This window comes from Amycolatopsis sp. NPDC058278, assembly GCF_042881395.1.
In the GTDB taxonomy this organism is placed as follows: domain Bacteria; phylum Actinomycetota; class Actinomycetes; order Mycobacteriales; family Pseudonocardiaceae; genus Amycolatopsis.
This window is the reverse complement of the sequence record NZ_JBHVXZ010000148.1, coordinates 1-21,585: the sequence shown is the minus strand read 5'-3', so window position 1 is coordinate 21,585 and position 21,585 is coordinate 1. Positions and strand designations below refer to the sequence as shown.

21 protein-coding genes are annotated in these 21,585 nt (G+C 72.4%); 8 read left to right on the top strand and 13 right to left on the bottom strand.

From position 1 onward, the window contains the following. Positions 1-62: 62 nt before the first annotated feature. Positions 63-878 carry a serine hydrolase domain-containing protein gene (locus ACFVYA_RS43590; RefSeq protein WP_387053657.1) on the top strand — a complete coding sequence of 272 codons (816 nt, stop codon included), beginning with the start codon at positions 63-65 and terminating at the stop codon, positions 876-878. 572 nt (positions 879-1,450) lie between these two features. Here the strand turns inward: ACFVYA_RS43590 and ACFVYA_RS43585 are convergent. Next, positions 1,451-2,386: a D-2-hydroxyacid dehydrogenase family protein gene (locus ACFVYA_RS43585; protein WP_387053655.1), complete on the bottom strand. Its 936-nt coding sequence runs from the start codon at positions 2,384-2,386 to the stop codon at positions 1,451-1,453. A 26-nt stretch (positions 2,387-2,412) separates the two neighbouring features. Continuing rightward, a complete protein-coding gene (locus tag ACFVYA_RS43580; RefSeq protein WP_387053653.1) occupies positions 2,413-2,958 on the bottom strand; it encodes a helix-turn-helix domain-containing protein in 546 nt (181 codons plus the stop codon). A gap of 38 nt (positions 2,959-2,996) precedes the next feature. Between ACFVYA_RS43580 and ACFVYA_RS43575 the strand changes: the two genes are divergently transcribed. From ACFVYA_RS43575 to ACFVYA_RS43565, 3 genes are all read left to right on the top strand, one after another. Further along, positions 2,997-4,280: a hypothetical protein gene (locus tag ACFVYA_RS43575; RefSeq protein ID WP_387053652.1), complete on the top strand. Its 1,284-nt coding sequence runs from the start codon at positions 2,997-2,999 to the stop codon at positions 4,278-4,280. A gap of 132 nt (positions 4,281-4,412) precedes the next feature. Next, a complete protein-coding gene (locus tag ACFVYA_RS43570) occupies positions 4,413-4,829 on the top strand; it encodes a hypothetical protein (RefSeq protein WP_387053650.1) in 417 nt (138 codons plus the stop codon). A 25-nt stretch (positions 4,830-4,854) separates the two neighbouring features. Beyond that, positions 4,855-5,514, top strand: coding sequence for a TetR/AcrR family transcriptional regulator (locus ACFVYA_RS43565; RefSeq protein WP_285989978.1), 660 nt, complete (start codon positions 4,855-4,857; stop codon positions 5,512-5,514). Here the strand turns inward: ACFVYA_RS43565 and ACFVYA_RS43560 are convergent. The 7 genes from ACFVYA_RS43560 to ACFVYA_RS43530 form a co-directional block, all read right to left on the bottom strand. Continuing rightward, positions 5,486-6,745 (bottom strand): GrpB family protein, encoded by a 1,260-nt coding sequence (locus ACFVYA_RS43560; RefSeq protein ID WP_387053647.1) that lies wholly within the window; start codon positions 6,743-6,745, stop codon positions 5,486-5,488. The two genes, ACFVYA_RS43565 and ACFVYA_RS43560, sit on opposite strands and share 29 nt — an antisense overlap. Positions 6,746-6,802: 57 nt before the next feature. Beyond that, the gene (locus tag ACFVYA_RS43555) at positions 6,803-7,657 is read right to left on the bottom strand and encodes a shikimate dehydrogenase (protein WP_387053645.1); all 855 of its coding nucleotides are present in this window, start codon (positions 7,655-7,657) and stop codon (positions 6,803-6,805) included. Beyond that, positions 7,647-9,872 carry an endolytic transglycosylase MltG gene (mltG, locus tag ACFVYA_RS43550; RefSeq protein WP_387053643.1) on the bottom strand — a complete coding sequence of 742 codons (2,226 nt, stop codon included), beginning with the start codon at positions 9,870-9,872 and terminating at the stop codon, positions 7,647-7,649. Before mltG ends, ACFVYA_RS43555 begins: the two co-directional genes overlap by 11 nt. Continuing rightward, positions 9,869-10,297, bottom strand: coding sequence for a Holliday junction resolvase RuvX (gene ruvX, locus ACFVYA_RS43545; RefSeq protein ID WP_020645192.1), 429 nt, complete (start codon positions 10,295-10,297; stop codon positions 9,869-9,871). Before ruvX ends, mltG begins: the two co-directional genes overlap by 4 nt. A gap of 64 nt (positions 10,298-10,361) precedes the next feature. After that, positions 10,362-13,022, bottom strand: a complete 2,661-nt coding sequence (alaS, locus tag ACFVYA_RS43540; RefSeq protein ID WP_387053641.1) for an alanine--tRNA ligase — start codon at positions 13,020-13,022, stop codon at positions 10,362-10,364. 73 nt (positions 13,023-13,095) lie between these two features. Continuing rightward, positions 13,096-13,401 (bottom strand): hypothetical protein, encoded by a 306-nt coding sequence (locus ACFVYA_RS43535; RefSeq protein ID WP_091308341.1) that lies wholly within the window; start codon positions 13,399-13,401, stop codon positions 13,096-13,098. Further along, positions 13,398-13,784 (bottom strand): DUF948 domain-containing protein, encoded by a 387-nt coding sequence (locus tag ACFVYA_RS43530; RefSeq protein WP_086678291.1) that lies wholly within the window; start codon positions 13,782-13,784, stop codon positions 13,398-13,400. Before ACFVYA_RS43530 ends, ACFVYA_RS43535 begins: the two co-directional genes overlap by 4 nt. 151 nt (positions 13,785-13,935) lie before the next feature. Between ACFVYA_RS43530 and ACFVYA_RS43525 the strand changes: the two genes are divergently transcribed. Next, entirely contained in the window at positions 13,936-14,814 is an 879-nt protein-coding gene (locus ACFVYA_RS43525) for a hypothetical protein (protein ID WP_285989973.1), read from the top strand. Here ACFVYA_RS43525 and ACFVYA_RS43520 read toward each other — a convergent pair. From ACFVYA_RS43520 to ACFVYA_RS43510, 3 genes are all read right to left on the bottom strand, one after another. Further along, complete coding sequence (locus ACFVYA_RS43520; RefSeq protein WP_387053638.1) at positions 14,811-15,656, bottom strand: NAD(P)-dependent oxidoreductase; 846 nt, start codon at positions 15,654-15,656, stop codon at positions 14,811-14,813. The genes ACFVYA_RS43525 and ACFVYA_RS43520 overlap by 4 nt on opposite strands. A 37-nt stretch (positions 15,657-15,693) precedes the next feature. Beyond that, positions 15,694-16,071 carry a VOC family protein gene (locus ACFVYA_RS43515; protein WP_285989971.1) on the bottom strand — a complete coding sequence of 126 codons (378 nt, stop codon included), beginning with the start codon at positions 16,069-16,071 and terminating at the stop codon, positions 15,694-15,696. A gap of 119 nt (positions 16,072-16,190) precedes the next feature. Then, entirely contained in the window at positions 16,191-17,606 is a 1,416-nt protein-coding gene (locus ACFVYA_RS43510) for a replication-associated recombination protein A (protein ID WP_387053636.1), read from the bottom strand. A gap of 141 nt (positions 17,607-17,747) precedes the next feature. Between ACFVYA_RS43510 and ACFVYA_RS43505 the strand changes: the two genes are divergently transcribed. The 3 genes from ACFVYA_RS43505 to ACFVYA_RS43495 all read left to right on the top strand — a co-directional run bounded on the left by ACFVYA_RS43505 (position 17,748) and on the right by ACFVYA_RS43495 (position 20,473). After that, positions 17,748-18,443 (top strand): TetR/AcrR family transcriptional regulator, encoded by a 696-nt coding sequence (locus tag ACFVYA_RS43505; protein WP_387053634.1) that lies wholly within the window; start codon positions 17,748-17,750, stop codon positions 18,441-18,443. A 30-nt stretch (positions 18,444-18,473) separates the two neighbouring features. Beyond that, positions 18,474-19,682: a cytochrome P450 gene (locus ACFVYA_RS43500; protein ID WP_387053633.1), complete on the top strand. Its 1,209-nt coding sequence runs from the start codon at positions 18,474-18,476 to the stop codon at positions 19,680-19,682. Between the two features lie 62 nt (positions 19,683-19,744). After that, positions 19,745-20,473 carry a metallophosphoesterase family protein gene (locus ACFVYA_RS43495; RefSeq protein ID WP_387053631.1) on the top strand — a complete coding sequence of 243 codons (729 nt, stop codon included), beginning with the start codon at positions 19,745-19,747 and terminating at the stop codon, positions 20,471-20,473. On the opposite strand, the gene ACFVYA_RS43490 is transcribed toward ACFVYA_RS43495, so the two are convergent. Beyond that, positions 20,445-21,272, bottom strand: coding sequence for an SGNH/GDSL hydrolase family protein (locus ACFVYA_RS43490; RefSeq protein WP_387053658.1), 828 nt, complete (start codon positions 21,270-21,272; stop codon positions 20,445-20,447). The genes ACFVYA_RS43495 and ACFVYA_RS43490 overlap by 29 nt on opposite strands. Positions 21,273-21,585: the final 313 nt, after the last annotated feature.

Genomic DNA, 21,585 nt, shown 5'->3' with positions numbered 1-21,585 from the left:
CAGGCACCGGCTCCCCGACAGCCGGTGCGGGGGCCTTCGCGGCGTTTCGTAGGCTGGGGCCCATGGAGAGCGTGCGCCTGATCGACGAGTGGCCGGTGGACAACGCCGCGACGGCCGTGGTGGCGGCGGACGGGAGCGTCGTGGGCAGCCACGGCGACACCGCGCGCACGTTCCGGCTGGCCTCGGTCTCCAAGCCGCTGACCGCCTACGCCGCGCTCATCGCGGTCGAAGAGGGCGTCGTCGAGCTCGACACCCCGGCCGGGCCCGAGGGCTCGACCGTGCGGCACCTGCTCGCCCACACCTCGGGGCTCGCCTTCGACGCGCACAAGGCGATGGCCGCACCCGGCACGCGGCGGCTCTACTCCAACGCCGGGTTCGAACAACTCGCCGACGCGCTGGCCGAGCACTCCGGCATCCCGTTCGCGCAGTACCAGGCCGAAGCGCTGTTCGCCCCGCTCGGCATGACCTCGACCACGCTGGAAGGCTCGCCCGCGGCCGGCGCGGTGTCCACTGTGGACGACCTGGCCGCCTTCGCCGCCGAGCTGCAGGCCCCGAAGCTGCTGGACCCGGCCACGGTGGCCGAAGCGACGAACGTCGTGTTCCCCGGGCTGTCCGGCGTGCTGCCCGGGTTCGGCCACCAGAAGCCCAACGACTGGGGCCTCGGCTTCGAGATCCGCGACCACAAGAGCCCGCACTGGACCGGCGCGAACAGCTCGCCGCGGACCTTCGGCCACTTCGGCCAGTCGGGCACGTTCCTCTGGGTCGACCCGGACGCGGGCGCGGCCTGCGTCGCGCTGACCGACCGCGCGTTCGGCCCGTGGGCCGCCGAGGTCTGGCCGCGCTACACCGACGCCGTCCTGGCGGAACTGGGCGCGTGAAGCGGTTCTTCCTCGCCGCCCTCCTGCTGCTCGCCGCCTGCCCCGCCCACGCTCTCCCCGCAAGCGCCTGAGGTACCCCCGGCGCTCGGCACGAACGGCGCCGCGGTCCCGGTGCTGCAGGTCGGTGATCCGGCTGCCGGCGGGTGACCCGGGACGGCGGCCCGGCTCGCTGTTCGTCAACTTCGGCGGCCCGGGCGCGGACGGCGCCGGCGAGCTGACGCGGCTCCGCGCCGATCAGCTGTCCCGGCGCGGACCGGCTGCCGCCGGCCGGCTCGCCACTGCGGCAGCCGGACGCGTTCTTCGCCGCGGGCGCGGCGACCGGCAAGGCCTGCGCGGCCTCGGGCGCCCTGGTGACCGTGCCATTCCCCTGACGCGGTCGTCAGCGGGAAACCGGGTCAGCACCCGGTTTCTCACTCACGACCAGCCGCGGCGGGCCGACCAGCCGAACGGACGCCACCGGCAGGGTCCAAAGACCCTGCCGCCGCCCTCGCCGAAGTGGTGTCATCAAGAGGTGCAGGCCCGCCGCAGGGCCGGTGCGGGGACCTCGGGCCCCGGCGGGCCGCACACCTTCTTCACTCCGCCATGACGCGGATGGGCTCCCCCGCCTGGTAGGCCGCGATGTCCTCGACCGCGTCGCCGTAGAAGATCTCGTAGACCTCGCGGGCGACGAAGCCGATGTGCGGCGTCAGGACCGCGTTGTCCAGTGTCCTCAGTGGATGGTCGGCGGGGAACGGCTCGGTGTCGTAGACGTCCAGGGCGGCCGCGCGGATCTCCTTGCGCCGCAACGCGTCCACCAACGCCGCTTCGTCGACGATCGGGCCGCGAGAGGTGTTCACCAGCAGCGCCGTCGGCTTCATCGCGGCGAGCTCGGCCGCCCCGACCAGGCCGCGGGTGCGCTCGCCGAGGACCAGGTGGATGGACAATACGTCCGACCGGGCGAACAGCTCGTCCTTGGTCACCGCGGTGACGCCGTGCGGGTCCGCCTTCTCCTGCGTCAGGTTCCGGCTCCAGGCGATGGTCTCCATCCCGAAGGCCTGCCCGATCTTCGCCGCGCCCGCGCCGAGCCTGCCGAGGCCGAGCAGGCCGAGCGTCTTGCCGTGCAGCATGGTGCCGACCGACGTCTGCCAGCCGCCCTCGCGCATGGACCGGAACTCCTGCGGCAGGTTCCGCGACGCGGCCAGGATGAGCGCCCAGGTGTGCTCGGCGGTCGGCTCCCCGAGGTAGCCGGTGGCGGACACGACGACGCCGTTGCGCCGCGCGGCCGCGACGTCGATGGCCGCGTTCCGCTGGCCCGTGCTCACCAGCAGCTTCAGGTCGGGGAGGGCGTCGAACACCGCGGCCGGGAAGCGGGTGCGCTCCCGCATCGCGACCACCGCTTCGAAGCCCTGCAGCTGCTTGACGACGTCGGTCAGGGGTTCGGTGAAGACCGTGATGTCGGCCTTGAGCGAGTCCCAGTCACCGAAGGTGAGGGCGACGTTCTGGTAGTCGTCGAGAATGGCGATCCGCATGGCCTCACCGTAGTAGGTGGGGCCGTTCAGCCGGCCTCGGTGGCGGGTGGTTCGCCGGGGAAGAGGATCGGGCTGAGCAGGTACCGGGTGCGGCCGGGGGCGGCCGGGTTGGCCAGCCGGGGGAGGATCGCGGCGCGCAGTTCGCCGATCATGGCGGCGAGTTCGTCCCGGTCGAGCCAGATGGCGTGTTGCTGGTAGCCGACGGGGTCGGCCACCGGATCGGCGTCGGCGCGGTCGAGGTAGGCGTTGAACTCGGCGACCAGCGCGGCCACCGCCACGGCGAATCCGCGCCGGTGGTCGTCGAGCGACATCGACGCGACCGCCCCGGGGTCCACGGACGCCCGTTCCCGGCACAGCCGGTAGTGGCGCTCGACCGCGCCGCGGACCCGGCGTTCGTCGGCCACCTCCAGGATCCCGCCGGCGGCGAGCAGGTCGACGTGCCGGTAGACCATCGCTTTCGAGACGTCCGGCAGGAGCGCGCAGAGCTCAGCGGTGGTGAGCGTCCGCCCGCCGCGCATGGCGTGCACGATCCGCAGCCGCGCCGGGTGGCCCAGCAGTTCCAAAGTGTCCACTGCCCAACAGTCTCATGAGGTGATACCGTTCGCAAAACATGAGAACGGTGGAGGTCGGGATGATGACGGGTACGGGTCCGGCGGCGGTCGCCACGGCGGTCGTCGGCATGGCGGCCACGGGACGCTATGCGGAGGTCGAGGCATTGTTCGCGCCGCGGCTGCGGGCGGCGGCGTCCGCCGAGACGCTCCGGGTCGGCTGGGAGACGGAAATCGCCAAGATCGGGCCGGTCCGGGCGGTCGGCGGCCCGGTGAGCGAGCCGGCCAAGGCGGGGCTGGTCCGGGTGAGCGTCCCGGTGACCGGTGCGCACGGGGGCCTCACGGTGGTCATGTCGGTCGACGACGCCGGCCTGCTGCACGGCCTCCGGCTCGCGCCGCCGTCGGGCACGACGTGGGAGCCGCCGTCCTACGCCGAGCCGGACCGGTTCACCGAGCACGAAGTCACCGTCGGCGCCGGCCCGCTCGCGGTGCCCGGCACGATCACCCGTCCCCGGGGGCGTGGCCCGTGGCCGGGCCTGGTGCTGCTCGCTTCGGGGCCCGCCGACCGCGACCTGACGACCGGGCCCAACAAGCCGTTCAAGGACCTGGCGTGGGGGCTGGCCTCCCGCGGCGTCGCGGTGGCCCGGTTCGACAAGGTGACCCACGTCCACCCCGAGGCCGGCTCCGCGGCCGGCTTCACGATGGCCGACGAGTACGTGCCGCACGCGGTCGCCGCCGTCCGCCTGCTCCGGCGGCAGCGGAAGGTGGACCCGGCGCGGGTGTTCGTCCTGGGCCTCAGTGGCGGCGGCAAGGCGGCGCCCCGGGTCGCGGCCGCCGACCCGTCGGTCGCCGGCGTGATCAGCCTGGCCGGTGACACGCTGCCGCTGAGCCGGGCGGCCGTCCGGGTCGCCCGCTACCTGGCCGAGCTGAACCCCGGTCCGGCCACCACGGCGGCCGCCGAGTCGGTCGCGCGGCAGGCGGCGCTCGTCGAGGACCCCGGCCTGTCGCCCGCCACGCCGGCGGCGGACCTGCTGTTCGGCTGGCCGGCCTCGTACTGGCTGGACCTGCGCGGCTACGACCCGGTCGCGACCGCGGCCGGGCTGGACAAGCCGATCCTCATCCTGCAGGGCGGCCGCGACTACCAGGTGACCGTGGCCGGCGACCTCGCGCGCTGGCGGGAGGGCCTGGCCCGGCACCCCGACGTCACGATCCGCGTCCACGACGCCGACGACCACCTGTTCTTCCGCGGCGAAGGACCGTCCACCGCCGCCGGGTACGAGTCGCCGCAGCACGTCGACCCGGCCGTCGTCACCGACATCGCGGACTGGCTTTCGATGCCGCGCTGAGCACGCGCCGCGCCCCGGCCGCCCCGGGGGCGGTCGGCAGCGCGGTGACGACGGACGTGACACAGGCCTCTTGAACACGTTCAAAAGCCGCGCTACGGTACTTCTGAACACGTTCAAAACAAGGAGGTACCCATGGACCTGATCGTCGTCGCCTACGCGCTCTACCTGCTGCTCAGCATTCCGCTGACCGTGCTCGTCGCCCGGACGCTGAGCAAGCACGGCCGCACCTTCCTCACCGAGGTCTTCGCGGACAGCCCCGGCCTGGCCAACGCCGTCAACCAGCTGCTGGTCGTCGGCTTCTACCTGGTCAGCCTCGGCTTCGTGACGCTGTTCCTGACCAGCAGCACCCTGGAGCTGACCACGCGCGGGGTGTTCGAGCTGCTGTCGGTCAAGATCGGCACGGTGGCGCTCGTCCTCGGCGTCATGCACCTGCTCAACGTCCTGGTCTTCAACGGCATCCGGCGCCGCCACCTGGCTCCGCCCCCGCCGGCGCCGGTACCGCTGCCCTACCCCGGCATGCCGCAGGCCCCGCCCTTCCCCGCCCCCTGACGGCCGCGGCGCTAACGTGCAGCGCGTGGCCAAGAGCGAGGAAACGCGGTCCCTGATCGTCACGACCGCGATGCGGCTGTTCACCGAGAACGGCTACGACCGCACGACGATGCGCGCGATCGCCGCCGAAGCGGGCGTCTCCGTCGGGAACGCCTACTACTACTTCTCGTCCAAGGAACAGCTGATCCAGGGCTTCTACGACGAGATGGCCGGGCAGCACCTGACCGCGGCCCGCCTGCTGCTGACCGGCGAGACCGGCTTCGCGGCCCGCCTCAAGGCCGTGCTGCTGTGCTGGCTCGACGTCGCCGAGCCCTACCACCGCTTCGGCACGCAGTTCTTCGTCAACGCGGCCGACCCGGAGTCGCCGCTGAGCCCGTTCAGCGACGACTCCTCGGCCGCTCGCGAAGCGTCGATCGGCCTCATGCGCGAGGTCGTCGAGGGCTCCGACGTCAAGCTCGACCCGGAACTGCGCGAACAGCTGCCGGAGCTGCTCTGGCTCTACCAGATGGGCGTGGTGCTGTTCTGGGTGCACGACCGCTCGGCGGGCACGAAACGCAGCCGCATGCTGGTCGAGCGCAGCGTCCCGCTGCTGGCCCGGCTGGCGGCGCTCTCCCGGCTGCGGGTGTTCCGGCCCGTCAGCCGGGAGATCGTCGACCTCATCCAGGACCTCGCCAAGCGGGACTGACCGCCCGGAAGTACAGGAACCGCGGCCTGGTCCGCAGATTCGCCGTCCACTTCGGATCGGCGGCTTCGGCCTCGGGGAGCGGCATCGGCTCCACCAGGCGGTCCACCGCGAAGCCCGCGTCACGGACCGCCTGGAACGTCCAGCTCAGCGGCCGCCGGTGGAAGCGGACGTGGTGGCCGGGCGGGAACTCGTCCTCCAGCAGCTCGAGCTCGAAGTAGTTCTCCTTGCCGAACCACCGCCAGTCCTCGCCCGGGTGGTGCACCGAGAACACCAGCGCCCCACCGGGTTTGAGGATCCGGCGGAACTCCGCCAGTGCCGGGCCCCAGTCCGCCAGGTAGTGCAGCACGAGCGACGCGGTGACGACGTCGATCGAGGCGTCCGGCACGGCGAGCGGCCGGGCGATGTCCGCGACCTCGAACCGGGCGACGTCGCCGAACTTGCGGCGCGCGACGGCGATCATGCCCGCGCTCGAGTCGACGCCGAGGACGTCGGCACCCCGGCCGGCCAGGAGCGCGCTCAGGTGCCCGGCCGCGCAGCCGGCGTCGAGCACGCTCAGCCCGTCGACGTCCCCGGCCAGGTCGAGGATCGCCGGCCGGTCGTAGAAGGCGTTGGTGACGGACTTCTCCGCGTGCTCGGCGTAGGCCTCGCTGTGGCCGTCGTCCTGCTCGGCCCGCGCGCGGCCGAGGATCTCCTCGACCACTTCCGTCTTGGCGTCGGCGTAGTGCTGGATGTACTTCCACTCCCGTGCGGCGAGTTCACGCTTCTTCGCCGCGTACAGCTCAAGCTCCTCCGGGTGCGAGCGCAGGCGGTCGCGGAAGAGGCGGTAGCGCGGCGTCTGGCCGTTGCCCGGCGAGTAGACGTGCAGGTTGACGTTCGTGTCCGGGCCCTTGAAGCAGCGGTGCTTCTCCCAGTCCGGTTCGCGGATGACGAGCCGGTAGCCGGCCGCCTCCAGCGCCGGGACGTAGGTGTCCTCGTCGGCGGAGTCCGGCACCTCCAGGAGGATGTCGACGATCGGCTTGGCGCACAGCCCCGGCACCGACGTCGAGCCGACGTGCTCGAGCACGAGCACCCGCTCCCCCAGCGCGTCCCGGATCCGCTCGGCTTCACGCTCGAAGAGCCGCGGCCACTCCGGGTCGTAGTCGGCGAGCGTGACGGTGGAGTTGAGCTTCGGCGGTTCGCCGACCCACGCCTTCCGGACCTCTTCGTCGCTCAGCGCTTCTTGACCGGCCATTCCGATAGACCCCCTTCAGCAAGGCAGTCGACCAGATTATCAACGCGCGCAAGCGGTTTATTCGATCGGCAGCGGCAACAGGTTGCCCGTCGCCGCGCGCAGCGCGTCCCGCATCGCCGCCCGCGGGGCCGGGCGGCCGGTGAAGTGCTCGGCCTGGCCGAACGCCTGGTGCAGCAGCATGTCCAGCCCCGTCGCCAGCCGGCCCCCGCGCGCCGCGACCGCTTCGGCGAGCGGTGTCGGCCACGGGTGGTAGATGACGTCGAGGACGTGCTCGACCGCGGCGAGGTCGGCGACGTGCGCGGCGACCGCGTCCGGCGGGACGGTGTTCACCAGTACCGCGGCGGACCCCAAGGCCGCGAAGTCCGTCTCGGCCCAGCGCAGGACGTCGACGTCGAGCGCGGCCCGCTTCGCCGCATCGAGCGTTTCGCCGGCCCGGGCGGGTTCGCGCACGACCAGCCGCACCTGCCGGACCCCGAGGGCGGCGAGCCCGACGACCGCCGCCGCCGCCGTCCCGCCCGCGCCGAGCACGACCGCGGTGTCCGCGGGGGCCGGCTCGTAGCCGCCCGCGGCGCGCAGCGCGCCGGTGACACCTTCGACGTCGGTGCAGTCGGCGAGCCAGCCCCGCGCGGTGCGGACCAGCGTGTTGGCCGCGCCGACGGCGGCCGCACGCGGCGTCACCTCGTCCGCGTGGTCCAGGGCCGCGCGCTTGCCCGGCATGGTGACCGAAAACCCGGTCCACTCCGGGCCGACGCGTTCGACCAGGCCCGGGAGCTCCTCGGCGCTCGTCTCGATCCGCTCGTAGGTCCAGCCGGTCAGGCCGAGCGCGGCGAACGCGGCGCCGTGCAGCACCGGGGACAGCGAGTGCGCCACCGGCTTGCCCAGCACCGCGGCCTTCCGGACCTCAGATGACACCGCGGGCCTTGGCCAGGTCCCGGTTGCGGTTGTGCTCGTCGTTGCTGACGGCGAAGCAGGAGAGGCCGTTCTTCTCGCACTTGACGAAGTACATCCACTCACCGTCCGGCGGCTTCACCGCGGCCTTGATCGCGTCCGGGCTCGCCACCGCGATGGGCGTCGGCGGCAGCCCGGTGTTCTTGTACGTGTTGTAGGCACCGGATTTCGCCCGCTCGGTTTCGTCGGTCAGCAGCGTCGGCCGGTCGAGGACGTAGTTGACGGTGGAGTCCATCTGCAGCCGCATGTTGATCTTCAGCCGGTTGTAGATGACCCGCGACAGCTTGCCGAAGTCGGCCTTCACCGCCTCGCGTTCGATGATCGAGGCGATGATCAGCGTCTGGTACGGCGTCATCCCCGGACCGGTCGACTGCGGGGTCAGCCCGGCGTTCTGGATCGCCTCGGCCGAGCTGTGCACCAGCTGCCCGAGGATCTCCGGCGCGGTGGACCCGGGTTTGACGTCGTAGACGCCGGGCGCGATCAGGCCTTCCAGCCTGCGGTCCTTGCGGTCGGCCTTGTTCGCGGGCTCGATCGCCCAGTCCGGCACGCCGAGCTGCTTCAGGTCCGCCGCGTCGACGGCCTTGCGCAGGTCGTCCGCCGAGACGCAGGTGCTCTTGCCGTTGAGCTGCGCGCACGACGCCTTCGCCATCAGGCTGTACACGCCGGGCGTGACCTTGCCGTCGGGCTGGGTGATGTCGTCGAACTGCGTGTACGGCCGGATCTCCAGCTGCCCGACCCGCGAGGCCGGGGTGGTGAGCCGATCGACCGCGCTGGCCCCGGACATGTGCGACTTCATCACGTAGAAGCCGTGCTGGACCCGGGCGAGCTTGGGGTTGCCCTCGCCGGCTTTCACGAACGCCTTGCCGCTGGCGACGACGCCCGCGGTGGTGAGCTTGGCGCCGATGGCCGACGTCGTGTCGCCGTCGTCCACCTGGAACAGCACGTCCTCGTTGCCGGCGCCCTCGAAGTCGTCGTAGCCGAAGAACCTGTTGAAGCCGTACCAGGCGCCGCCGGCGAGCAGGGCGATCACCGCGATCGCGGCGACCCAGCCGAGGGCGCGCTTACCCTTTTTCCGGGGCTTTCGCGGCTCTTCGGCGTAGTCGTCGTACTCCTCGTCGTACTCCGACTCGTCGTAGTCCTCGTAGTCGTCGTATTCGTCGTAGTCCGCGTACTCGTCGTCCTCGGCGAGGAGCCCGGGCTCCTCCTGCGGCGCCCTCGGCGGTTCGGCCGGGGGCGGCGGGGCCAGCGCGGGCAGGACGTCGGTCACCGGCTCTTCGCGCGCCGGGGGCGCCGGCGGGCGGCGGCGCGGCTCGGCGCCGGGTTCGGGCACGCCTGCGGAGCGGTCACCCGGCTGGACGGCCCGTCGCACGGGCGGTTCGCGACGCGGGTCGGCATCGGGATCGAGCACCGCGCGGCGCCGCCGCGAATCGACGGCCTCGGCCGCGTCGGGAGTGGCCCGGCGGCGGACCGGCGGACCGGCGGCCTCCGCCGGCTCGGGTGCCGGGCCACGCCGGCCCGGCGGGGGCTCGGCCGCGTCGGGATCGGCGCGCCGCCGCCGTGCGGGCGCCGGCTCGATCCGCTGGGGCACGGCGCGACGCCGGGGCGGCCCGTCCTCGGCCTCGTCGGGCTCGGGACCCGCGCGACGCCGACGCGGGGCGGGCTGCTCGATCTCGGAGCCCTCATCGGGCTCGGGAGCCCCACGACGCCGGCGCGGAGCGGGCTGTTCCATCTCCGGGCCCTCATCGGGCTCGGGAGCCCCACGACGCCGGCGCGGAGCCGGCTGCTCGATCTCGGAGCCCTCGTCGAGGCCGTGCCGGGCGTGGGCGGCGCGGGCCGGGGCGGCCCGTCGCTCCTGCGGGTCGAGGTCGGCGTCGGCCGGGGTCAGCGTGGCCGGCGGCTCGAGGCGGCGACGGCCGGGCTGCGGCGCGCCGCGGCGCGGGTCGTAGCCCGGCGGCTCTTCCCGCCGGGTCCGGCGCGAAGGCTGGGGCAGGTCGTATTCGCCGCTGGGTGCCTGCCCGCGGCGGGGCGGCAGCTCGTGCTGCCCGCTCGGCGTGCGGCGGGCTTCCGCGGCCCGCGGGTCGGCGCGGCGCGCGGCGGGCCGGGACGGCGGCGGGGTGGCCGCTTCCGGCTCGCGCAGTCGCCGGCGCCCGCGTGGGGGCTCAGGTGGCTGCTCGTTCATCGGTCTCCCTCCCGGGCGCGGTGCGCAGCGACGGCGTCGATCCAGGCCTGCAGGATCTCGACGGCGGCGGCCTGGTCGACCACCGCACGCTGTTTGCGGCCTTTGACCCCGCGCTGGGAGAGGATGCGGGATGCGGTGACCGTGGTCAGCCGCTCGTCACCCAGCCGGACCGGCACGGGCGCTATCCGCCCGGCCAGGCGTTCAGAATACGCGATGGCCAGCTCGGCCGCCGGACCCTGCCGGTTGGCGAGCGTTCGCGGCAGGCCCACGATCACCTCGACCACCTCGTGCTCGGTGACGAGGGCGGCCAGCTGGTCCAGATCACTGTCGTCGGTCGCATCGCGGGAGAGGGTAACCAATGGCGACGCCAGCACGGGGGCCGGATCGCTCAGCGCCACCCCGACCCGGACGGATCCGACATCCACGCCCAGCCGGCGGCCGCGCCCCGGATCGGCTTCTCCTGGCCGGTCCGGGCCGCGGTTTCCGCGGTTAACCAATGCCGGCGATCGCCGAACGGAGGGCGGTGACCGCCTCGGCCGCACCGGCCGGGTTGGTGCCGCCGCCCTGGGCCATGTCGGGCTTCCCGCCGCCGCGCCCGCCGATCTTCTCGGCGAACGACGGCACGAGCTTGCCCGCCGCGATGCCCTTGTCCTGCGCCGCCTTCGTCGTCGCGACGACGAAGCTCAGCTTCTCGCCGGCCGGGGAGAACAGCGCCACCACGCCGGGCCGCGCGCCGAGCCGGCCACGGATGTCGGAGGCGAGCGCGCGCAGGCCGTTGCCGTCGACGTCCGGGACGACCTCGGCGACGACCGTGACGCCGTTGATCTCCTGGGCCTTGTCGACCAGCGAGCCGGCCGAGCCCAGCACCTGCTGGGTCTTCAGCTGGGCGATCTCCTTCTCGGCGTTCTTCAGCCGGGTCAGGACGTCGTCGATGCGGCCGGGCAGCTGGTCCGACGGCACCTTGAAGGTGTTCGCCAGCTGCGAGACCAGCAGCTGCTCCTTGCGGACGTACTTGAGCGCGTCGGTGCCGACGAGCGCCTCGACGCGGTGCACGCCCGAGCCGATGGAGGCGTCGGACACGAGCTTGACCAGGCCGAGCTGGCCGATCCGGTCGACGTGGGTGCCACCGCAGAGCTCGCGGGAGTAGTCGCCCATGTCGACCACGCGGACGTCGTTGCCGTACTTCTCGCCGAACAGCGCGACCGCGCCCAGTTCGAGCGCCTTGTCCTTGGTCGTGGTGAAGCTCTGCACCTCGACGTTGGTCTGCAGGTAGTCGTTGACCTCCTGCTCGACCTCGGTCAGCACGTCCGCCGACACCGAGCCCGGCGTGGTGAAGTCGAACCGCATGCGGCCCGGCGAGTTCAGCGAACCCGCCTGCGCCGCGCGCTTGCCGTACGCGCCGCGGACGGCCGCGTGTACCAGGTGCGTCGCGGAGTGCGAGCGCTCGATGGACAGCCGTCGGTGGGCGTCGACCGAGCCGGTGACCTTGGAGTCCAGGCCGATCTCGCCGTCGACGACCTCGACGCGGTGCACGAACAGGCCCGGCACGATCTTCTGGACGTCCAGGACCTTCAGCTCGACGCCGTCGCCGAGCAGCACGCCGGTGTCGGCGACCTGGCCACCGCTCTCGGCGTAGAACGGCGTGCGGTCGAGGACCAGCTCCGCCTTCTTGCCCGCGGAGACGCTGCGGACCGGCTGCCCGTCTTCGAGCAGCGCGACGACCTTGGCCTCGGCCTGCAGGTCGGTGTAGCCGAGGAACTCGGTCTCGCCGTGCTGCTCCAGGACCTTCCGGTACTCCGAAAGGTCGCCGTGGCCGGTCTTGCGCGACGCCGCGTCCGCCTTCGCGCGGGTCCGCTGCTCGTTCATGAGCGTGCGGAAGCCGTCCTCGTCGACGGTCAGGCCCTGCTCGGCCGCCATCTCGAGGGTCAGGTCGATCGGGAAGCCGTAGGTGTCGTGCAGCTGGAACGCCTTGTCGCCGGCCAGCACGTCGCCGCCGCCGCGCTTGGTCTCCTCGGCCGCCATGTCGAAGATGCGCGAACCGCTCGTCAGGGTCGAGAGGAACGCCTCCTCCTCGATCCGGACGACCTCGTTGATCCGGTCGAAGCCGGAGACGAGCTCGGGGTAGGTCGGGCCCATCGTGTCGCGCACGACCTTCGCGAACTCCTGCAGCACCGGGTCCTGCACGCCCAGCAGCCGCGTGGAGCGGATGATCCGGCGCAGCAGGCGGCGCAGCACGTAGCCGCGGCCGTCGTTGCCCGGGGTGACGCCGTCGCCGATCAGCATGACGCCGGTGCGGGCGTGGTCGGCGATGACGCGGAAGCGGACGTCGTCGGCGTGGTTCGCCCCGTAGCGGCGGCCCGAGAACTCCTCCGCGCGGCCGATCACCGGGCGCACGAGGTCGGTCTCGTAGACGTTCTCGACGCCCTGCAGGATCGTCGCGACGCGCTCGACGCCCATGCCGGTGTCGATGTTCTTCTTCGGCAGCTCCCCGATCGGCTTGTGCCCGAGCTTGGGGCTCAGGTCGCCGCGGACGTCCTGCATGAAGACGAGGTTCCAGATCTCGATGTAGCGGTCCTCGTCGGCGACCGGGCCGCCCTCGCGGCCGTACGCCGGGCCGCGGTCGTAGTAGATCTCCGAGCACGGGCCGCCGGGACCGGGCACGCCCATGTCCCAGTAGTTGTCCTTGCCGTCGCGGGCCTGGATGCGCTCGCCGGGCAGGCCGGTGAGCTTGCGCCACAGCCCGGCCGCTTCGGAGTCGTCGTTGTAGACCGTCGCCCAGATGCGGTCCGGGTCGAGGCCGAAGCCGCCGTCGGCCTGGGGCTTGGTGATCAGCTCCCAGGCGGCCTCGATGGCGCCTTCCTTGAAGTAGTCGCCGAAGGAGAAGTTGCCTGCCATCTGGAAGAACGTGTTGTGCCGGGTGGTCTTGCCGACCTCGTCGATGTCCGGCGTGCGCACGCACTTCTGCACGGAGGTCGCACGCGGGTACGGCGGCGGCGCCTCACCGAGGAAGTACGGCTTGAACTGCACCATGCCGGCGTTGACGAACAGCAGGTTCGGGTCGTCGAGGATCAGCGGCGCGCTGGGCACGCGCGTGTGGCCCCTGCCCTCGAAATGGCGCAGGAAGCGGTCGGTGATTTCGTGTGTGTCCACGGGTCAGTCCTTGTGCTGGTGGCGACGAACGGGGTCGGGCGGCGACGGCGGAAGGGTTCCGGGCAGGCCCGGATCAGCCCTCCGCCCGGCGAGCTCGCCGGACCGGGCGCCGGGCGGCAGCGGCGTGCCGTCCTTCGGCGCGGGGCGCGGTGACGCCCGTCCGCTCCTCGACCATGTCGTGCAGCTCCTGTTCCCGCTCGTTCATGCCCGCGCGCACCTCGGCGCCGAACGAACCCACGGCGCCCGCCAGCTCGCGCACGGCGTCCCCCAGGTTCGATGCTAACCCGGCCGGGGTGGCCTGACGAGCGGTTTCGGCGGCCTTGCGGGACAGCACGACGCCGGTGACCACGCCGACGCCGAGCCAGAACAGCCGCTTCACTTCGCGGCCTTCTTCGCGGCCTTCAGCGCGCTCTTCTTCTTGCGCGCCTTGATCGCCTTGCTGAGCCCGTAGGACAGCGCCGCGGTCTTGACCAGCGGGCCGCCCAGGGTCGCGGTGAACACCGACGCCAGCGCGGAGACGTTCCCGGTCACGGCCTGCGCGTTCGACGTGATGCCGTCGACCCGCTCCAGCTGGGCGTTGACGTGCGTGATCGTCTGGTTCGCGCCGATCAGCAGCGGGTCGGTGTTGCTGTTGGTGCGCTCGATCGCCTCGGTGGCCGCGTCCAGCGTCTTGCCGAGCTTGATCAGCGGGATCGCCAGCAGGACGACCAGCACCACGAATGCTCCTGCGGCGATCAACGCGGCGATCTGCCCTGCCGACACGGGCCCTCCTCGGTTCACGGGACTGCGTTTTCGATTCACGGGTCTTTGGGTGCTGGTGAGGTTACCGCCTGGCCGGGTTCCCGACCGTGTCACCCCGCCGGGCCAGGAAAACGCGTCGCCCGGGGCCGGGGCCGCGCGGTACACCTGGGCGATGGAACACGACAGCGGACCCGGCCGGAGGGTCCTCGCCGGGCCGGGCGGGACCGCGGCCGACGTGCTGGCCGGGCTGTCCGGCGCCGACCTGACCACGGTGCAGCTGGAGATCGCCCGCCGGCGGGCGGCCCGGCTGGCCGGGCCCGACGTGCTGCGCCGCCACCGCGAAGACCGGTTCGCGGCGCCGAGCCCGCTGCCGTTCGCTCTGCTGCGCCGGGTCGAAGACGCCGCGCTCGGCGCGGCCACGGGCTTCGACCTGGTGACCCTGTCACCACTCGTCCCGCTCGGCACCCATTCGGCGGTGGCCGGGGTGGCCCAGCACCGGGTGGTGCCGACCGGCCGCGGCACCGAGGTCGCCGCCGACCCCACCACCGGCCTGGCCCTGGAGGCGGCGGTCCGGCGCTCGGCGGAGGACGTCGTCCGGCTGGCCGCGGTGCAGCGCGTGGTGCGGGCCCAGCAGGTCCCGGCGGGGCTGTTCGCGCACTTCTCGCTGTTCGGCGCGGTGACGGCCGGCCGGGACGCCGGCGACCTGGCCTTCGAGCGGCAGCACCTGGCCGAGCACGCCCGGCTGCTGGCCGCGGCCTGCCGGGCACTGGGCGCGTCCGCGGTCGAGCTGGGCGTGACCGTGCTCGACCCCCGGTTCGAGGGCCTGCTCGACACGGTGCCGGACGTGCCGGTCCACCCGTTCCCGGACCGCGAAGGCGGCCGCGGGTACTACGAGGGCCTCTGCTTCAAGGTGTATGCCTCCTTCGGCGGCGAGCTCGCCGAAGTGGGGGACGGCGGCTTCACGCCGTGGACGCGGAAGCTGCTGGGCAACGCGAAGGAACGCCTCCTGACCAGTGCCCTGGGCGTGGACCGGCTCGCGACGCTCCTCTAACGCTCCTTCACCACCGCGCGGTACAGCGCCGCCATGTCCTCGTCGCCGTGGCCGGCTTCCACCGCCGCCTCCAGGTGGGCCAGCACCGCCTTCGCGCCCGCCACGTCGACGTCTTCGGCTGCCGCCTCCACCACCAGGCGGGCGTCCTTCGCCGCCAGGCCCGCGGGGAAGGACGGCGGGTACTCGCCCGAGAGCATCGCGCCGCCCTTCACGTGCGCGTAGCCGACGTCGAGGCCGCCGCCCTTGATCGTCTCCAGGAACAGGGCCGGGTCCAGGTCCAGCGCGCGGGCGAGGCCGAGGCTTTCGGCCGTCGCGTTGGTCAGCGCCAGCACCCAGGCGTTCAGCACCAGCTTCAGGCGGCTTCCCCGGCCCGCCGGGCCGAGCCACTGCGTCTTCACGGCGACCGCGTCGAACACCGGGGTGGCCTTGGGCCGGGCCTCCTCCGGGCCGGACGCCAGCACCTGCAGCTGCGCCTGCTCCGCGGGCTGCCGGGTGCCGAGCACCGGCGCGTCCACGAACACCACGCCCGCCTTCTCCGCCAGCTCGGCGAGCCGGTCGGTCCAGTCGAGGCCGACCGTGCTCATCTGCAGCCACAACGTCCCCGAAGCAGGCGAAGCGGCTTCGAACGCCTCAGCGACGGCAGGGCCGTCGGCGAGCATCGTCACCAGGGTGTCCGCACCTTCGGCCGCCGACGCCGCCGAATCGGCGACCGTGGCGAGGTCGGAGAGCGGCTCGGCCTTTTCCCGGGTCCGGTTCCAGACCCGGACCTCGAGGCCCGCCTTGGCGATGTTGGCCGCCATCGGGGCGCCCATGATCCCGGTTCCGAGAAACGCGACAGTCATACCGCCATCGTGCCGAAGCCGGGACGCGCCCGCGCGCTCAGTAGTCACCCAGGAGGCAGAACGGGTGGCCCGCCGGATCGGCGTAGACGCGCCAGCCCCGGCCGCCGAGGTCGGGGTCGAGCAGCCGGCCGCCGTTGGCGAGGACCACGTGGTGCGACTCGCGGAAGTCGTCGACCTCGAAGTCGAGGTGGAACTGCTGCGGGAAGGACGGGTCGGGCCAGCTCGGCGGCCGGTGGTCCGGCGCCCGCTGGAAGCCCAGGACCATGCCGTCCACGTGCAGGGTCGACCAGTCCTCGTCCACGCGCCACCGCGGGTCGGGGCGATCGACCTCCCCGCCGAGCAGGGCCTGGTAGAAGCGGGCGAGCACGAGCGGCTCCGGACAGTCCAGGACGATGCACTGCAGCGTCGCGGGCACGGGCACGCCTCCTGCCGGGGGGTCGGGTCACCTTCGAGGCGTGCAGCTTACGAAACCCGATGATCTTGACCGCCGCGGCCCGCGAAGGTGATCAGGGTCCGGCGATCCTTCCGCTCGGCTCACCGGTCGCCGCGGATCGTCCGGCGCAGCTTGGGGACGCGATCGGCGAGCGTCCGCTCGGCGCCGCGCTCGGTGGGCTCGTAGTAGTCGCGGCCGACCAGCTCGTCCGGAGGGTACTGCTGCGCCAGCACGCCCTCCGGCACGTTGTGCGGGTACCGGTAGCCCTGGGCGTTGCCCAGCTTCTTCGCCCCCGCGTAGTGCCCGTCACGCAGGTGGGGCGGCACCGTGCCGGCCAGCCCCGCGCGGACGTCCGCCAGCGCGGCGTCGATGCCCTTGATCACCGAGTTCGACTTCGGCGCCGTCGCCAGGTGCACGGTGGCCTGCGCCAGCGCCAGCCTGCCCTCCGGCATGCCGATGAACTGGACCGCGTGCGCGGCCGCGACCGCCGACTGCAGGGCCGTCGGGTCGGCCATCCCGATGTCCTCGCTGGCGTGCACGACCAGGCGCCGCGCGAGGAACCGCGGATCCTCCCCCGCTTCGATCATCCGGGCCAGGTAGTGCAGGGCGGCGTCCACATCGGACCCGCGGATCGACTTGATGAACGCGCTGATCACGTCGTAGTGCTGGTCGCCGTCGCGGTCGTAGCGCACCGCCGCCTTGTCCACTGTGGACTCGACGATGGCCAGGTCGATCGTCTTGGCCTCGGTGGCCGACGCCGCGTCCGCCGCCGCTTCGAGGGCGGTGAGCGCCCGGCGGGCGTCCCCGCCCGCGAGCCGGACGAGGTGGGCGCGCGCGTCCTCGGTCAGCGTCAGCTCGCCGCCGAGACCGCGCTCGTCGGCGAGCGCGCGCTCGATCAGCTCCCTGATGTCCGCGTCGGTCAGCGGGCGCAGCTGCAGCACCAGCGACCGCGACAGCAGCGGGGACACGACCGAGAAGGACGGGTTCTCGGTCGTCGCCGCGACCAGCAGCACCGTGCGGTCCTCGACCGCGCCGAGCAGCGCGTCCTGCTGGGTCTTGGAGAACCGGTGCACCTCGTCGATGAACAGCACGGTGTTCTCGGCGTTGTACTGGCGCCGCCGCCGCGCTTCCTCGATCACGCCGCGGACTTCCTTGACGCCGGCCGAAAGCGCGGACATCGCGACGAACCGGCGGCCGGTGGCGATCGAAACCAGGTTGGCCAGCGTCGTCTTGCCCGTGCCGGGCGGGCCGTAGAGCAGCACCGACGCCGGCGCGGCGCCCTCCACCAGCCGCCGCAGCGGGGCCCCTTCGCGCAGCAGGTGCTGCTGGCCGACGACCTCGCCGAGCGAGCGCGGCCGCATCCGCACGGCCAGGGGCGAGCTCGCCGGATCCGCCTGCGGTTCGGCCGCGTTCGACTCCGTGCGCTCCGGCGGAGGCGCGATGTCGGCGTTCGCTGGATGGGATGCCGGCTCCGCGGAGAAGAGTGCGTCGCCGGGGAAGAGCTCGTCTTGTGCCACAGAGATGACGTTAACCGACCGCACCGACAGAACCGCTTGCCCCGGTCCCCGGATTGGCGCTACCGTCGTGTTGACCGGTTGACCAGAAGTGCGATTCCAGTCAACCAGTCAAATGCTCAACGAAACCACAGGTGGAGCCGCATGAGCCATCCCAACCGCGAGCGTGCCGACCGGATCCTGGACGCGGCGGGCGAGCTGCTGCTGCGCATGGGCTACCGCAAGGTGGCGATCGACGACATCGCGCGCGCGGTGGGCATCGGCAAGGGCACCGTGTACCTGCACTGGCGGACCAAGGAGCTGGTGTTCCAGGCGCTGATGATGCGGGAGTCGGCCGATCTGACCGACGAGCTGCTGGCCGCGATCAAGACCGACCCGGCGATGATCCTGCCCCACCGGATGATCCCGGGGTCGTTCCTGATCACCCATCGCCGTCCGCTGGTGATGGCCATCCTGCGCGGCAACGCCGAGATCCTCGGCTCGCTCGGCGACGTCGCCCTGAAGAAGCAGCAGGACGAGCTGGGCGTGCGGTTCGAGGAGGTGATGATCCGGCACGGGCTGATCCGCGCGGACGTCCCCCACCTGAACTACGCGCTCCACGCCGCGACGCTCGGCTTCTACATGGGCGACACGCTTTCGGCCGAGTTCGAGGGCATTCCCCTGCAGGAGAAGGCGGACGTGCTCGCCCACCTCATCCGCACCGCGTTCGAACCGCCGGGGGAGCCCGATCCGGCCGTGGTCGCGGCGGTGGCGGCGGAACTGAGTTCGGCGCTCGAGGAGCTCATCTCGGGCTATCGGCACGGGATCTACGCACACGATCCCGCCAAGGCACCCGGCTGATCCCGGGGCCACACGGGGAAAGGGGCGGAAATGACCACCACGATGGCGGACACCTGGGGACTCCACGAGGCCCAGTTCTGGCTGCGGGGCAAGCAACCGGACAAGCGCGTCGAGTTCGCCGCGGAACTGGGGATGTGGAACGTCTACGGGCACCCGGAGATCGAAACGATCCTCCGCGACCCGGCAACGTTCTCGTCCGACACCACACGGCTGGTCCCGAAGGAGATGATGCCGGACCCCGACTACGACATTTCGACGGGCAGCATCCTGCAGCTCGACCCGCCGCTGCACAACAAGATGCGCAAGCTCGTCAGCCGCGCGTTCACCCCGAAGGTGGTGGCGGACCTCGAGCCGAGGATCGCCGCGATCACCCGCGAGCTGCTCGACGCGATCCCGGCCGGGGACCGGCTGGAGCTGGTCGAGGACCTGGCCTACCCGCTGCCGGTGATCGTGATCGCCGAGCTGCTGGGCGTCCCGGCCGGCGACCGGCACCTGTTCAAGGGCTGGGTGGACAAGATGTTCGAGTCCGCCAACCAGGTTTCCCTGGTGCAGAAGGACGAAAAGCAGGACGCGGCGATCCTGGCGTCCCTGGAAGGCCAGAAAGCGCTCGCCGACTACCTCGGCGTGCACGTCGACGAGCGGCGCAGGCAACCGCGGGAAGACCTGCTGACGAAGCTGGTCGAAGCCGAACTGGACGGCGAACGGCTGTCCCGCTCCGACGTCGTCAACTTCGCGAACATCCTGCTGCTGGCCGGCCACATCACCACCACGATGCTGCTCGGCAACGCGGTGCTGTGCCTCGACACGCACCGGGAGTGGGACGAGCGGGTGCGCGCGGACCGCTCGCTCCTGCCGCCGATGATCGAAGAGTCGCTGCGGTACCTCACGCCGTTCGCGGCGGTGGCCCGCGTGACCATGCGGGAGGTCGAGGTCGGCGGCGTCACCGTGCCGGCCGACCAGATGCTGCTCTGCTGGGTGGCGGCGGCCAACCGCGACGAGCGGGTGTTCCGCAACCCGGACACGTTCGACCCGCTGCGCGCGGAGAACCCGCACCTGGCGTTCGGCCGCGGGATCCACTTCTGCATCGGCGCGCCGCTCGCGCGCCTGGAAGGCCGGGTGGCGCTGGACATCCTGCTCGACCGTTACCCGACGCTGCGCACGATCCCGGGTGAGCCGCCGAAGTTCCAGGTCAACCCCAACATGACCGGAGTGCGCGAACTGCCGCTCACGACGAAGTAGGCCGGTTGCGCCCTGGGCGAAATCGCTCGCCCGGGGCGCCCGGCGTGCCCGAAGGTGGACCGGTGAACGTGGCGGTGCTGGCGGACATCCACGGGGTCCTCCCGGCGCTGGAGGCGGTCCTGGCGGAGCCGGACGTCCGGGCGGCGGAGAAGATCGTGCTGCTCGGCGACCTGCTCGCCGGGCCGATGCCCGTCGAAACCCTCGAGCGGCTCCAGGCGCTCGGCGACCGCGCGGTGTGGGTCCGCGGCAACGCCGATCGCGAGCTGGCCGCATCCGCTCGCACCGGCGGCTCGTTCGTCCCGGACCCGATCTTCCCGTGGGCGGCGAAGCAGCTGCGTCCGGCCGACCTGCCGGTGCTCGACGCGCTGCCGCTGACGGTGACCTTGGACGGCGTGCTGTTCTGCCACGCGACCCCGCGCGACGACACGGAGATCGTGCTCGTCGACAGCCCGCCGGAGCGCTGGGCGGAGGTGCTCGACGGCGTGACCGCGGAAACCGTCGTCGTGGGGCACACGCACATGCCGTTCGTGCGTCTCGCGGACCGGCGGCTGGTCGTCAACCCCGGCAGCGTCGGCATGCCGTACGGGGCAAGGGGGGCGCACTGGGCGCTGCTCGGCGACGGCGTCCGGTTGCGGCGCACGGACTACGACGCCGAGGCGGCGTGCCGGTTCCTCGCGGAGCACTGCGCGTACCCGGACATCGAGGCGTGGGCGGACTTCTTCGTCCGCAACCCGGCTTCGGACACCGAAGCGCTGCGGGTGTTCAGCGGCCGCGGAACGAGTTCCACATGATGGCGGCGGCGTAGGGCAGGAATTCGCGGCCGCGGCGCCACAGCCACGGGATTCCCTTGAGCACCAGCCAGCCCACGTGTCCCGTGGTGCTCGGCTCGACCCCGCCGCTGCAGGTGAGGCTCACCGGTTCCGGCACGGCGAACCCGGCGTCGGCGAGCAGCCCGGCGAAGCCGTTCGCGAGCATCCGGTGGCCCAGTTCGGAGGGGTGCAGCCGGTCGACGCTCCAGGACGCCAGGTCGTAGGCGCCGGGCAGGCGGTCGAGGTCGAGGCAGGGCACGCCTTCGCGGGCGACGACGTCGTCGATGGCGGCGTTGAGTTCGGCGACGCGGGCGCTGAGAGCGCGTTTCAGCGACGTCGGGAGCCGGAAGACCTTGCTGTGGTCGTGGAAGCGGACGGGCAGCACGGTGGTCCCGGTCTCGCGGAGGCGCCGGATCACCTCACTGAGATCGGCGCCGACGCGAGCGGCGTCGAAGTCCGGGCGAAGGGTGTCGTTCATGCCGGCGACGACCAGTGCCACATCGGGCCGGTGCGCGACGGCGGCGGGAACCTGTTCGGTGAGCACGCACCGCATCCGCGCCCCGGCGAAGGAGGGGTTGAGGTAGCCGCGCGCATCGACCCCGAGCGCGGCGGCGACCAGCGGACCGACGCCCCGCCAGCCCCCACGCCGCGGGAGGGGATCCCCGAGCCCAACGGCGGTGGAATCCCCGAGAACGGCAAGGCGCCGGGCCCGCGCAAGCGGCGGAACGGCGGCCAGCGGCGGCCGCGACGGTTCGGGCAGGAGGGTGACATCGACGCTCATCACGGTCACGCCACGACCATCGGCCACCCAAACTCACAGCCGGTGAGAAGGAGGTAACGCGCCCACGACACCGCGCCTAATTCTTGACGCCCAGCTCACAGGGCCGGACATGTCCTGTCCGGAGGGCACGAAGACGGCGGACATGCCGAAGTCACACGGCGCGAAGCGCCACCCTCCGACCACACCCCCTGCCAACCCGATACGCAGCCGCTTCAGCGGACGCCAGGCCGTGTCAAGGCACGCTTTACCGCCTTGACAAGGCCTGGCGTCCGTTGAAAACTCCGGCGGTCGGGTCGGCCGGAAAAACCCCGCA